The 13,880-nt window shown below is 48.9% G+C and carries 10 protein-coding genes; 2 read left to right on the forward strand and 8 right to left on the reverse strand.

The features are described from left to right. Window position 1: 1 nt before the first annotated feature. The 8 genes from mobC to VRU48_RS19170 all read right to left on the reverse strand — a co-directional run bounded on the left by mobC (window position 2) and on the right by VRU48_RS19170 (window position 8,808). Window positions 2-1,972, reverse strand: coding sequence for a conjugal transfer protein MobC (gene mobC, locus VRU48_RS19135; RefSeq protein ID WP_330109537.1), 1,971 nt, complete (start codon window positions 1,970-1,972; stop codon window positions 2-4). Window positions 1,973-1,998: 26 nt separating this feature from the next. Next, the gene (locus VRU48_RS19140; protein WP_330109538.1) at window positions 1,999-3,258 is read right to left on the reverse strand and encodes a relaxase/mobilization nuclease domain-containing protein; all 1,260 of its coding nucleotides are present in this window, start codon (window positions 3,256-3,258) and stop codon (window positions 1,999-2,001) included. Then, on the reverse strand, window positions 3,243-3,647 hold the full coding sequence (locus tag VRU48_RS19145; RefSeq protein WP_330109539.1) for a plasmid mobilization relaxosome protein MobC: 405 nt from the start codon (window positions 3,645-3,647) through the stop codon (window positions 3,243-3,245). Before VRU48_RS19145 ends, VRU48_RS19140 begins: the two co-directional genes overlap by 16 nt. A 173-nt stretch (window positions 3,648-3,820) precedes the next feature. Next, window positions 3,821-4,831 carry a hypothetical protein gene (locus VRU48_RS19150; protein WP_330109540.1) on the reverse strand — a complete coding sequence of 337 codons (1,011 nt, stop codon included), beginning with the start codon at window positions 4,829-4,831 and terminating at the stop codon, window positions 3,821-3,823. A 31-nt stretch (window positions 4,832-4,862) separates the two neighbouring features. After that, window positions 4,863-6,470, reverse strand: coding sequence for a hypothetical protein (locus VRU48_RS19155; RefSeq protein ID WP_330109541.1), 1,608 nt, complete (start codon window positions 6,468-6,470; stop codon window positions 4,863-4,865). Between the two features lie 26 nt (window positions 6,471-6,496). Further along, the gene (locus VRU48_RS19160; RefSeq protein WP_330109542.1) at window positions 6,497-7,129 is read right to left on the reverse strand and encodes a hypothetical protein; all 633 of its coding nucleotides are present in this window, start codon (window positions 7,127-7,129) and stop codon (window positions 6,497-6,499) included. A gap of 12 nt (window positions 7,130-7,141) precedes the next feature. Continuing rightward, window positions 7,142-7,597, reverse strand: coding sequence for a hypothetical protein (locus VRU48_RS19165; protein ID WP_330109543.1), 456 nt, complete (start codon window positions 7,595-7,597; stop codon window positions 7,142-7,144). A 215-nt stretch (window positions 7,598-7,812) separates the two neighbouring features. After that, a complete protein-coding gene (locus VRU48_RS19170; RefSeq protein ID WP_330109544.1) occupies window positions 7,813-8,808 on the reverse strand; it encodes a DNA cytosine methyltransferase in 996 nt (331 codons plus the stop codon). Between the two features lie 240 nt (window positions 8,809-9,048). Between VRU48_RS19170 and VRU48_RS19175 the strand changes: the two genes are divergently transcribed. Next, the gene (locus tag VRU48_RS19175; protein ID WP_330109545.1) at window positions 9,049-9,321 is read left to right on the forward strand and encodes a hypothetical protein; all 273 of its coding nucleotides are present in this window, start codon (window positions 9,049-9,051) and stop codon (window positions 9,319-9,321) included. Between the two features lie 454 nt (window positions 9,322-9,775). Continuing rightward, a complete protein-coding gene (locus VRU48_RS19180; protein ID WP_330109546.1) occupies window positions 9,776-13,876 on the forward strand; it encodes an NACHT domain-containing protein in 4,101 nt (1,366 codons plus the stop codon). The last annotated feature ends 4 nt before the right edge of the window (window positions 13,877-13,880 follow it).

The raw sequence follows: 13,880 nt of genomic DNA on the forward strand, positions 1-13,880 counted from the left end.
TTTATTCATCCCTAGCCACCAGCAGGTGCGCCAGTTCGGGCGTATCATAAATCCGCTCCATCTCCGTTTCAATGATCATGGCGACCTCTTCCCTGATACGATTATAATTTTCCTCGATCTCCTTCGGAGTGATGTCCCTTACTTTGGGAATCGGCACATAGCCTTCCTCTTCTTTTTTCAGGGCTTCATGATCGTTGATGATTTCGCAATGAAAGGTCTTCAGCTCGATCTTGTTGGTGGGATCGTCGGCTACTGCGCCCACAAATTCGCCGGATGACAGGGAGGATATGCGGGAAGGGGGAATGGCCGATTCCAGCTGGGTTGATCTGCTGACCGATGTATCGCTGCTGTTGATCGACAGGCTCTCCCGTTGCTGTATGATCTTGCCGAACCGCTCGGAGAGCGTTTTGGCTGTATCGCCCAGCACCTGTCCGCTAATGATATTGCCCACGATATTAAAGATCACATCGGCGCTTTCCTTGCCGTAGTCCTTGCGCATCTGGCTCACATCCTGGATGGCCAGTACCGTACTTACCCGGTTGCCCCTGGCCGTGGCGATGGTCCCCTCTATGCCGGAAGCGCCGCCGATGTAAATGGTCGGGAACTCATCGAATACCAGCGAAGACTTCAGCTGGTTCTTGCGGTTGACCAGCTTGATCATCCGGGACACGTATAGCGAAAGCACGGCTCCGTAAACCTGGGTCTTCTGGGGATTGTTCCCCACGCAGACAATCTTCGGTTCTTTGGGATTATTGATATCCAGGGTAAAGTCGTTGCCGCTCATTACGTAGTAGAGCATGGGCGACGCCAGGCGGGCCATGGTGATCTTGGCGCTGGCGATCTGTCCTTCGAGCTGCTCCATCGCGCCGTTGACATAAGCAGTCACAAACGGGTTGATCAGTACTTCGATCTCCGGTTCGGTGCGCAGAACTGGAAAGAGCTGATCGTAGTTCATCTGCATCAGCTCGATGCAATGAGGCAGGGTACAGTATTTGCCGTCCTTGTATTTCCGCAGGAACCAGATGATGCCGGTAAGGAAGTTAATGGGCGACTCCACGAAAAAGTCCCCGGTCTTCCTGATCCATTCCCGGTTGAGCCCCAGCATAATGGTCCGGCTGGATTCTGTGGCATCGGTGATGTCGGTCATGCTGTCCGGGTAGAGCGGGTTGCAGCGATGGCTCAGGGACAGGTCTTCAAAATTGATCACGTAGAATTTCGGAACGACCTTGTGCAGGTGCCGGTATTTGAGGTAGGTGTTGTAGGCAATCACCGAAAGGTCGTCGTACTTAAAATCGTAGATGAACATGGTGAAGCATTTTTTGATGTGCTGGGTGATCACATGGCGGATCACGAAATAGCTTTTACCGGCACCGGGCGTGCCGACCACGAGCAGGGACCGGAACGGGTTGATGATATTGATCCAGGACCTGCGGATCTTCCCCTTCAGGCTGTAGCGGGCCGGCAGGTTGATCGAATACTCGTTTTCCAGCAGGCGCTCCTCCTGCGGAAAAGTTTCCTGCAGGGCGTTGAAGATGTCGCCGTCCAGCCGCTGCTTCAGCAGGCGGGTCAGCAGGGTGCCGCCGGCAGTAACGGCCATATAAATACCTGCAAGCGTCCGGGCTGAAGCCTCCAGGTGCAGCAATAAATGGCTTGCCGCATAAACAGCCAAGCCTGCGAAAAGGTACCGGAGCGCTGTTGGCAGCCGGAGCTTTTCGTCCTTTTTTCCTTTGGCGCCGATGAGCGAAATAACCAGCAGGGTTAATGCTGCGGCTTTGGAAATCCAGAACCGGCTGAACAGACCCGTATGTCCGATATTGATCAAAAGCTGCCTGCCGATATCGTGGGTCAATCCCCACGCTTCGAATGCGGCATAACAATAAACATAAAAATGCAGGCAGAGCAGGATAATGCTGCATTTGCGGGTAAGGTCTATGATTTTTCTAAGTGCTTCTGCGTTCTCTCCGGTATTCATTTTTGATCAGTTTGAGGTTTATACTTTCAACTGAGTAACCTTCTTTTCTTTTTACGGCGGAAAGGATCGGCTTGGGTAGGTTCGCTGGCGGCAGACAGTAGCATGTCAATCAGTTTTTCCACAACAGGTTGGTCGCAGGCAGGATATTTTTTTTCTTTATCAGGTATGCCTGTATCCGGTAAGACAGGTTTTGCAGGACCTGATTGTCCTTCTGGCACGATCCTATCTTCTAAGGTACCTGCAGGCAGGCGTTCTAAAAAAGCTTTTGCACTATACGTTTTACCCAGATCGCTGCCGTTGAAAACTACCCGCGTTGCATTATCGATAAAGGTGACGCCATATATCTGTCCCTGTGCATTTTCACGCAACAGAATGCGGATGCCCTGCGCCTGTAATTGAGCTTTCAATTCCTCAGCACTGCGGGCCGTAGACAATGCTTTATCCAGCAGGTGTTTTAAGCGCAATCCATATGGTTTCCGGCCTATGTCGTTGGGAATGAATTTCTTTTCCAGGTTTTTAATGGTCGGACTTCCATAGAGGGTGCTGGCCTTTATAGGCACGCCCACTTTGTTTCCCTTTTCATCAAGCAGACTGTAGACCAGCCCTTTGTTCTTATACATGGCGCTACTTTCCGATCCTCTGTCTGCCAGCACATTGAACTGCCTGAGCACGGCGTTCAGCTCAGGCAGCGATGTGAATTTGTAACTGCCGGTTACTTCCTGCACGATGCCGGAGATAGCAGCTTTGGTTGCCGCTTTTCCATAAATCGCTTTTTCCAGGTTCACCTGGCTGAGCATATCCGCAACGTCTTTCCTCTGGTTTTCTGCGATGATCAGCCCATACTCAATTTCTATTTCTTTTCTCGCTTTCTCCGATTGGTTCCTGCCAATGTTGTGCGTCTCGATCCGTTTCCCGCCATCTGCTATGTTGACCGTGGCAATATGTATATGCGGATGCGGGGCATCGAAATGCTGATAGACCAGGAAGGGCTGATCGCCAAATCCAATACGTCGCATATAGTCTATTGCTATACGCTTCAGATCGCCGGCTTCCAGGATATCGTCCTTCGAGAAATTCAGCGAGATATGGACTGCATTGGTTTTGGTCATTTCGTTCTGGCGAGTCAGCTTCTGAAATCTTTCGAGCTTTCTTTTGAAAGAGAGCCGCCCGGCTACGCAGGGAAATCCGGAGATGAGCAGCAATGCTGCGGCTGAATCAGCCACCTTGTTTTCATTGTAGCTCAGTACACCACGAATGCTTTTCCCGGTAATTATTCTGGCAACCATTTGTCAAAAAGTCTGGTCATTAACAGGAATAGTTCACTTATTTTGTGCTGTGTCGCTTCGCAGCAGGTGATGATCTCATTAGCCTGGGATAATTTGTCGCCCGGCAGATTTAAGCGGTGCAGTGCATGCGCAACCTGGTTGATATTGATGCCGATGGCCTGCAGTTCTTTCTGTAGCCCGGCCAGTTCCTCCATGATCTTATCCATAGAAGCATCGTAGACTTTGACCGTGATGACCTTATTGTCCAGTATGTAGCGCAGCAGTTCGCTCAATGAGCGTATCGTCCGGGTTTGTTTCAGAACCCGGGAGAGTTCGTCGTATTTTTCCTGTGTAAGCCGCGTATGTATCCTGCAGGGCAATGATTGATTTTTTTTGTCCGCACGTTCCATTTTCACTGTTTTTGATTTTATCAATTGGCTATGATGGCCAGAAGAAAACCCGACTCCGGAGGGTTTTCCCCCTGCGCCGTAAGACGCAGGCCGGATTGGTTTGTCGACAAACCTACATCTGGCTAAACACGCCGATAAACGTGTTTTCTGTCTTTTCTAAAGGCATTCAGGGCCTATAGACCTTTTCCTTTGCTTCTTTTGATCTTTGGGACATTGCGCTTGACCGGCGCCTTTGCTGGTATCGGTTGGACGGCAATGATATTGTCCAGCTCCGGTACTTTTTCCATTGTGAACTGCTCCCTGTTATAGGTGCCGGTCCGGTAGACTGTTGTCATTTTCGTCATGCTTTCCAAAAGAGAAAACGGAAGGGTGAGCCCGTAGTTTTCCGGGTTTCCCCTTACGTTAAGGTAGGCGCCCGGAGGAAGTGGTTCGTCAAAAGCCATTCTCTTTTTTCCTTCCCGTACCGCCAGCAGTTCGATAATATCTGATCCGTTCAGTCTGATGCCTGCCCTGGAATAAAAATCGGGAAGATCCTGTTCCCAGGCCAGGTATTCGTTCAGATAATCATAGTTCAGGGCCAGCAGGTCACGCACTGCATCGTTGCAATCCCGATAATAAAACTCTTCGATGTAGGGGTGCTGTAGTATGTCTCTTGACCGGTTTTCTCCATTGCCGAATAGTTGCAGGACTGTTGAGCGGCAGCAACATTTTTCCTGGCTGAAACGTTCGCTGGCTTCCTCTCTGAGGTCTCTGATGGCCAGGATAGCCTTAAAGGTTTCCGTATTTTCGGTGACCAGGTAGGAGGTCAGCAGGCTCCTGTTTTCGGCATCATAGCCCCTGAAAGTTGAAAAGTCAATGCCCGATTCCTTCCCGATATCGCTTGTTCCCTCCGGGAAATGGTAGTAGATGCCCGGCAGAATGGCAGGCTGGTCGCTGTCGGGGATGACCAGTTTCGCTTCCAGCATCAGCCTTTGTTCCCCGATGGAAACAAGCTGCACCCGGTCTATCTTTCTGGCCAGATACGGCCCGGCCGATAAAGCCGTTTTGTAAACATAATCGGGAATGAGCGATAATTTTCTCAGTGCGTCGCGGAGGTTATCAAAGTACATCCGGACGCCTTCCCGGTAGAGCGGTTCATCGCTAAAGCCGATGTGCAATTCGTATTTCCATTGGTCTTTTCCCATTTTTTTTGCGATTTTATGGTTAGCGAACTGATCAGATGCCTCTGCCTCTTTTTTTTCCTCTGTGCCTGTTCTGTTTGTTTGCGGGTAATGTTTTGGGGCGTAGTGTTTGATCGGTCAGACTGTACTGCTGATCGTGAAGTACTGGTGTCCAGTCAGGGTCCAGACTGAAATTAAAAGCAATCGGCCTGTTCCCTTCGGTATACAGCTGAAGCGTCCTTTGTTCCGGCAGGGTATCTATCCGGATCATTCTGCCGCCCATCAGGCGTTCGGTAATCCGGTTGCCCTTCATCAGCTGCTGTACCTGCCCAACGCGCATAGAGAGGGGCAGCATGTATAGCTGTTCCTCTATTTCCTGCCGGGCGAATTTTCCGGCACTGATATAGGATGGATCGTCGTTTTTTGTTGCGGCTGTTAAATCAAGGCGAAGCCAATCCCCGCTTTCCTTTAATCCCAGTCCCTTGATGATATAATCTTTCGCAACGGCTTTGCCTGTTAGCAGGTTTATCCCCATCGTTGCTTCCAGTTCCACTGGGAACCGCTGTTCTTTTTTCGGAAGCGTCTCCAGGTAATCCCAGGCTTCCTGCCGGACGAAGAGGTCGAAATAATCTGCTTCAGACCAGTATTTCAGCTGTAGCTGGTCCATGATCTTTATGCCGGCGGGATCGCTTTTCAGCTGGTCCAGTGCCAGCATGATTTCTTCGGTGGCCGGTGGAATAACCACATCCCCTTCACCCTCCATGGTTACCCGTTGAAACTCACTATCCCAATCAACCCTACCCATCTTTTCTTCCAGCAGTGCAGTATCGATTCCGTTAAAGGTTCCATGTTCGATGGCCGGATAGGAGGTATAAGCAACCAGGTAATGTGCTGCATTAAAGTCGTTGCCCGTTTTGGATACGGGCACAGAAAGCTCGATATAACCTTCCGGGTTACCGGAGCGGAAGGCCAGCCCGAACGATGTACCCTTTGCCATAGATTTTAACAGCTGCGGATAAAGGTCCACTTCGGGGAATCTGTCTTCCAGGTTCAGGCGGTTCAGTTTTTCGAACAGCGTTTCGAGCCTGCCGGAAGTCAGCACAAAGGCTTCGCCCGCGCTGGTAATCCCAGTTTTTGACGGCCGGAATTCCAGGCTGCGCTCAAAGGCCACCGACAATTCGTTATGCACATTCGGATGAAGCATTTTCTCCGGCCAGTATTTGAAAACAAGCAGGTCACGGATATTGCTCCCGTCCAGATAAGCGTCCCTGGCTATTTTATCCAGGTCGGTAATGATTTCCTGTATGGCATCCCGGAAATCCGGGTCAGTAATTTTTGCATCAAAATAGGCGTCCCAGTCATATAGCTTCATTCGTTCTTCCAATGCAGCTGTATCTATTCCTGCCAGGGTCGTATAATCGATATCGATTACATTTCTATGGGTTGCCTTATAACTTTCCAGGCGATAGGCCTGGAACTGATGATCCATTGTAAAACCCAGCTCATAACTCATCAGCTCCCCGTCGAATGGCAACCGGTGCGTTATGCGGAAGGTGGGCGCCATCAATTCGATCTGGTTATGCAGATCCGCTTCCAGCTTTGCGCCCGTAAAACCTGCGGTCGCCAGGTAGGTGATCAGCGCTTCTGTTTTGGTGTTGTCCATTTTCTTAAAATATCAGATCCATAGCCTTATGGTTTCGGGCCTTTGTGATTACGTCGCCCCGTTTTTTTAACCTGCTTTTCTTCGTTGCGTGCCTTTGGTTGTTGGTACTGGCCTTCTTTCAGCCCGGCCTTTTGGAGCAGTTCCTCCGGCAGATTGGTGTTCATGACCATCTGTCCCTCAGTCAGCTGCGGCAATACCCTGGTGCGGAGTATGTCCGTCAGGATCTCAGGGCCTCTGGGGTGGACCAGGAGCAGATTGATTTCGAATTTGAGCTTCAGGGTTCGGTACGCATTGTCATCCGGATGGCCGATCACGATATGATCGGCCATGGCACGTTCCATACGTGCCTGGAATTTTGCTTCCAGATGCTCATAGAGCAACTGATCGATATAGCTTTGCAGGTCGACTGCCAGGGAATGCTCTTTGCCATCGAAACCTGTATAGGTTTGGGGAGGAAGCGTTTTACAATAGGCAACAGCTTCCCAAACCATCTTCGCACCCGCCTGATCGGTCGGATGTATATCCGTCATTCCTCCGGTTCCCTGGTTTTTGAGGTAGGCCGCATGCTTTCCGTCGATATACAAATGCGCGGTAAAGGCCTCTGTTTCTTCGCTGAGCGAAGGGCTGTGTTCAATCTTTTTGAGTTCGATCTTCATCATCTTCGACTTTAATTATTTCTTACAGGCGAAAGGTTCCAGCGTCCAGTTAACCGGGAAACCCATCATCTCCAGGATAAAAAAGACATTCAGCCGGGAAGCCCTGCCGGTAATCGCATTAACTGTATCGCCCAGGGAGTTTGAAGGGGTTCTGCCCTTCAGCCTGAGCGTTTCGGGATTTCTTCCGCCGATATGCTCCCGGGCAGTAGGCGTAGGCAATAGCCTTCTGTAAAAAAGCGGTACCTGTGACCAGCCGTCAAACTCCTTCGGGAGGCTACCGGCCATGATTTCCGTTGCTTGCGCCAGGCCGATGGCTACGCCATGGTGCTCATGCGCGGCTCCCTGTTTTTGTACCGCTTTGCGACTGTTTCGATTAGCACCGGTCGTAGGCGTTGGCAATAACAGAGGAGCCGCACCGGCATCTGTAGCATGCTCCTGCCGGGTACGGAATACCACCAGGTGGATGAACATCCGCCCCATGGCTTGTTTCAGCCGCCAGATCATCCGGCAGCGATGGGAGCGCCAGCCACCCTGAACGATCAGCAGCCGGGCAAATGCTTTCGCCCATCTGCTCCCGGTACCGGATGGCCGAAAAACAGCCAGGCATTCCATTTGGCCTTCCGGTGCTCCGCTATCGTTCCCGTACTGTGGGGACTTTTTTATACGTTTTTCCATGTGCTCGGTTTTTAGTGACGGTCGTGTATTGCCTGAATGGTCTGGAATATCCGGTAGGCAACCTGCGGCACAATGGCATTGCCACCGGCTTTTATGCTTTCTTTGCGCCATTTCGAAAAGGTGATGCCGTCCAGTCCGGAGGAAAGCCCATCATTTCCAGTACAAACAGGGGACTGAGTTGGCCAGTCTGCCCAGTAGTCGGAAGTTCCATCCCATCCCCACTGCTCAGCCGTACCAGCCTTGCCAGTCCTACGCTTCCCGATTTTCCGTTGCGGTTGTGCTTCCGGGGCATGCCCGTCGAGGTGATCCGGAACGTGTCCCCCTTGCCGATCACCGAACCCACCGTCGCATCCGAAGCCAGCGGTGTCGGCAGAAAGCCCTGTTCGGCCAGCTGGCGGATATTGATCCCGTAGCTGACCCCTTTGGGGGATAGGTTCCTGATCCGTCCGTTTACGATCGTCAGTTTCCGTTCCTTCCCCCTTATGCCCTCGCTGGCCGTTGGCGTGGGCAACAAACCAGACACGATCCCTTCGGTGGGGAGCGCCGACGCCTGCAGCCGGAAGTACGTACGGTTGTACGAAGTAGCCTTCTGCTTCCAGGTCAGCCTGCACCTCTTCGAAGACCAGTCCGTTGTTCCAGCTAATAATGCCGTAAACGTTCTCGCCCACGATCCAGCCGGGCCTGATCTGCCGGATGGCGTTAAGCATCCAGGGCCACAGGTGGCGCTCATCTTCTTTGCCGAGCCGTTTTCCGGCAAGGCTGTAGGGCTGGCAGGGAAATCCCCCGGTGAGCACGTCGATCTTTCCCCTATAGGGACTGAAGTCCGCTTCTTTGATATTCTCATAGCTGTGCGCCTTGCTGAAATAATACTGCAGGATGCGCCTGCAGAACGGGTCGATCTCGCAATGGAACACATTGCGCCATTTCATCCATTCTGCGGCCAGGTCAAACCCGCCGATGCCGCTGAAAAGGCTGCCATGCCTCAGCGCCTGAACCTTTCTCCCCATAACCGATCCCTCCTTTCAGGCGGGGCACATCTGCGCCCCTTTTTTAGTTACACGAGCGGAATTACCTTCCTTTCGTTAACGGGCTCAAAATTGGTCAGGGCCACATTCTGTTTTTGCTACTATGGTATTAGCTAATAGAAATTTTTTGTGGATGGCTTTGACAGAGGGAGATATGCATTGCAACTGGTTGCAATGCTGGAATGAATTTTGAGGGTTCTTTGCTGACCAAAAACTTAAACCATGATCTATTATGTAACCGGAGCCATACTGATCCTTGGAGGGCTGGCTATCAATGTATCTATTAACAGAAGAAGATTTTATCGCAGGGGCCCTGGCGGGCTGCAACATTTCGACAGCTACAGCAAGGCGGTGTTTACCACCTGGGGCGAAAGGTTGGGAAAATTGGTGGCCATTGCGCTGATCCTGATCGGTATTGGTGTTATGCTTACCGGACGGTCGATACAAAATGAGCTTACAAAAAAGACCATCACGCCCCAAAATCAGAAGAAGTAGTTTCGGGCATTAACCATTGGTAAAATCATAATTGGACTGGTAATCTAAAAGTAGACCATAAAACCTCTATTGATTTTGCTATATTTGAAACACGGGGATATCTCAAAGATCTTGGAATCCTGTCAGCGTTCTTCTTACCGATGCACCTAAAAGAGGTCTTGGTTGTCGTAATAAGCCATGTAGTAATTCACCCTCTAAATCTTAAGTTTATGGAGATAGCGAAAACTGTTATTGTACACCTGTTTGTAGGAGCAATCCTGACTGTTTTAGGCGGCCTTGCGTCGTCATTTGGCGGAAGCGTTGGCGTCGGAGGTGAGTTGCCAACTAAGCTGTTAAGTAGTGCGGCGGGGAGAAGGGAAACATGACAGGGGCTTGGTTCGATGCCAAGGCTCACCGCATTTAAGAGTCGCCATAGGCGGCTCTTTTTGTTATTGGACTTATTAGTATTGATCAGATGAAAGGAAAGCTATTAAACTGGCAGATTTTAGGATGGGAGCAATTTCAGCAGCTGACCATAGATTTTGCCCAAATCAAGTTTCCGGGATTAAGTTTTGAGGAGTACCTGAAAAAAGGGAACGCCCAGCATGGTATTGACCTTGTTTCAACCGTGTTAGATAAAGACGGAAAGAACATCCGTATCCAATGCAAGCATGAAGATCTTACCCCGCGAAAACTTGAACTGCTGGTTGCCGCCTTTAAGGAGGGGAGGTTTTTTAAGACGACATCCCGGTTTATCCTGTCGACTTCGGCTGACCTGCAGAAAGAAAAGAAGCAGGATAAGCTGGAGGATATAAAGCGATCACTTAAGGAAGATGGCATCGACTTCGAATATTGGGATGCCAATTTTTTTGAGACCCAGTTAAAAAGGCATTATGACCTGGTCAGCTATTATTTTAGCCAAAGCATTGCAAGGGACTTTTGCCTGCCCTTGTTCAAAACGTCTTCCGAAAAGCTGAAATCACTGGGAGACGATTATATCCCACAACAGCTGACAAAAATCGACGATCAGGATGGAGCCGGCAGGTTCCATCACCTTTCAGCGGAAACTTTTAACCTGACCGAATACATCTTAAGAGAAAAAGGAAACAAGCCGAAGATTTGTGTTGTTGGCGATCCTTACCAGGGTAAATCGTCGCTTTTAAAACAAACTGCCTACGAGCTGTTCCGTTCGAAAGAGCTCCTGCCCGTTTTGCTGGAGCTGAAAAGCTATAACCTGCAAACCATTGAACAGCTGCTGGACCAGGAAACCGGCGATTGGCTTTCACACCCGCTCAATGAACTGATTATTTTCATCGACGGGCTGGACGAGGTCCCAACCAATCAATTCAACGAGGCCATACAGCACATCCGGTCTTTTATCAATAAATTCCCGGTAGTCCCCGTAGTGTTTTCCTGCAGAAGGATCTTTTTCGCCCATTATGATGTAGCGCAAAAGCTAAAGGAGTTTTCCTGTTTTGAATTGACCGAACCAAGGTACAGCGATATCGAGGGCTATCTTGTTAAGAGCCTCAAAGAAAACCGGCATCGGTTTCTGGCAGAAGTGCAACAGGCAGATCTGCTGAGCCAGCTCTACGAACCTTTCTATCTGAAAGAACTGGTACTTGCCTTTAAAACTCCTCCGTTCAAAATACCTGCCTCAAAAGCGGTCCTGATCGAAACGTTTATCCGCAGGTCGGTCGAAGAGTCGTTCAGAAGGAAACTTTCTAATGGCGAGGACTTAAAGCACAATATTTCAACTTATAGCAGAAGTATCAATAAACTGGCATTTGCACTGCAGAAGCTTGGATTAAATGCGTTGCCGTTTGAGAAAATGCAGGAGTTGTTTTCAGAGGCAGAGCTGGAAGTTCTGAAACACGGTGCGCTGGTGACGATTACAAAAGACAAATGGTCTTTCATTTCCGCCGTATTCCAGGAGTACCTTGCGGCAACCGTACTGATGGGCCTTGATGAGCATACCGTATTGCAGGCCACCACAGTGGGAACCGAAATCGTCAAAATCCGTGAAAAATGGCTACAGACTTTTAGTACCCTCATTGCACTTCTGCCACCGGAAGACCGGCGCCGGGATAAGTATATCGCCGTAATGGAAAACGATAACATCGAGCTTTTTTTCGATACCGACCGCTCCAAATATTCGGAGAAATTCAGGTTGCGTATTATCGGAATGCTGATCGCAAGTACTGTAAAAAAGGAACTGTTGCCCCAGCTTGTCCATGACAGCAAAATCGGAGTGTTTATCGGTAACGATGAACCAACCATTGATTTGCTGATCAAAGCAATCAGCGATCCGCAGCAGCCTGATACCGTAAAACGGCTATGTTTCAGAGTAGCCACGTTCACCAGGCCAAATGAAGACCAGATCAAAAAACTGAAGAATGCCTGCCTGCTAACTTTGGATATTACTGACGATGTCAATCTGGGCAAGGCATGCGTCGAAGTTTTAGATAAGTATGAATGCTATAATACTGAAATAGCAACGATACTTGTAGGGAAAACGACGTTAAACAAGGCACACAGATATCGGAAGGAAGTGTACCGGTATTTAATAAACGCAGGAGAAGTCGACAATTATTATCAATACGGTTTATCTGGATTTGCAGTCCTGAAAGAATACAACGCAAGCGTAATGCACCATGGTTCGGAGCGACCGCTTTTAGACTTCCTTTTGCATGCAAAGAAATATACAAACATAAAATGCCTGTTAACATCCTACACGGCAAATGATTGGGACGATTTCCGGGAATCAGAAGTGGAGGGTTTTAGCGATTCGATTATCGAGCTATGCATTGAGGCCTATAAACAATATCCGGCTGTCATTTTTGATGTTATCAATTATACACGGTCAATAGCCAGGCGTGATTATAGGGAAATTCGTAAGGCCGCCTATTTTTTCAGGTGTACGGGTACCTCTCGTATTGCCGTAGAAAGCTTTATAGAAGAGATTCTCAGCACTAAAGGCTATCAGTTCAGTTCATTGATCGAGAAAGAGCAGGTTGATTATGTGTTATCCAGGTTCGAAGAGGGTAATTTCGGTAGCGGCATATTATGGGGGTGCATTTATGGCTTAAGAGAAGCTGCAAGAAATGAGGTCGCTGACCTGATGATGCCGACATTTAACAAATATGCAGCTGCAGATGAAAGTAATTCGACAGTGCTTAGGGATTGGGCTGCCCTGGAGGCAAGGAAGGCAGAAAATGACCTTTTGTATATCTCGTCTAAAACTGCGTTTAAAGAAAATCTAATAAAGGTTTTCGAAAAATTCGGGACTGGCGGAGCAAATGCCGATGATCGCTTTATACGTACGGCAGCCCTTGACATCAAAGTCGATCTTGCGTCGGATGTCATGCTTAGATTTATGATCCGGTGCAGAAAATCAGAGAAGACCACTTCTTTATTGGCTTGTTTGAATGCAATGGAAAATGTTGTGTGGTTCGCGCATTTTAGAATTACAGAGGCAATAAGCCTCTATAGACGTCACAAGTCCGTCGAATACCTTAACGTCATAAAAGAATATTATGACAAAGAAATAACAACGGCTGATTTTACAAATACTTTCTTTTTACGCGAAGGCAAACCGCGCTTTAAAATCAAAGAAGTACTACTCCGGGATATTTTCAGGGAATTTCTTTTTGCCACGCCACCGGACTATTTGATGCCTATGATCTGGTCGGATCAAAGTGGTGCCCGAGTTCTGCGCAAACAGGATTACGGACAGGAAGAAAAATCATTGCCTGCTTTGATAATCTCCTCCATTGGAACAGATGAGATTTACGGTTTCAGTTTGCTCGTTTTGAGAAACATGCGGCTTGGAATTGAGAACAATTCCGTGTTTGCCACCCATTGTGCGCTTTGCAGCTATTTCAGAATAGAGGAGGCTACCGGTATCATTTTCCAGCGGATCAAAGAAAGGAAGATAGATCTGTTTAGCCTTAATGACCTGGGCGCCATTTATATCGGCCTGGGAGGAGAAGCGGAAAAGCTGCTGCCGGTCCTTGAGGAAGTAATGGACCACGAATACGCATTTATCGCCCTGGCGGACGTATTAATTCCGCACTGCGCCGAAGAGATTATTCCAATGTTGAAAGAGTGCCTGGTAACAGGAAAAGAGGAGCAAAAAGTGTCGGCGGCCGTCCGGTTATCTTATTTGGGTGATCTGGACGGGTTTATTTTCCTGATCGAACAGATTAAGGTCACAAAGACATCGCCCATTACAATACAAGGCAACTTCCCGTTCGCCCGGCTGGACACTGGTAACGCTTTGGAGCTGATGAGGGATGTTGCCCACTTTCTGGCTGAGCCGGAAATTGGACCATTTAACGAAAGTGCAAGATCTATTCTCGTAGAGTGGGTGAATTGTTTCGCTTCCAAATCTGAAAAAGACCTTAAGCTTGTGATTTCTTTTCTGGAAGAAAGCTATGAACGGTACAAAGGCTATAAGAATTATTTTAACCTGCTTTGGTACAGAGATCGGTGCATTGAGAACTTCAGGTCCTATTCGGCAATTTCGGATGATATAGACGAGGTGAATCGGATCTTTTCCCTGGTAGAAAAATAATAAC

The organism is Pedobacter albus, assembly GCF_036324255.1.
Lineage (GTDB): Bacteria > Bacteroidota > Bacteroidia > Sphingobacteriales > Sphingobacteriaceae > Pedobacter > Pedobacter albus.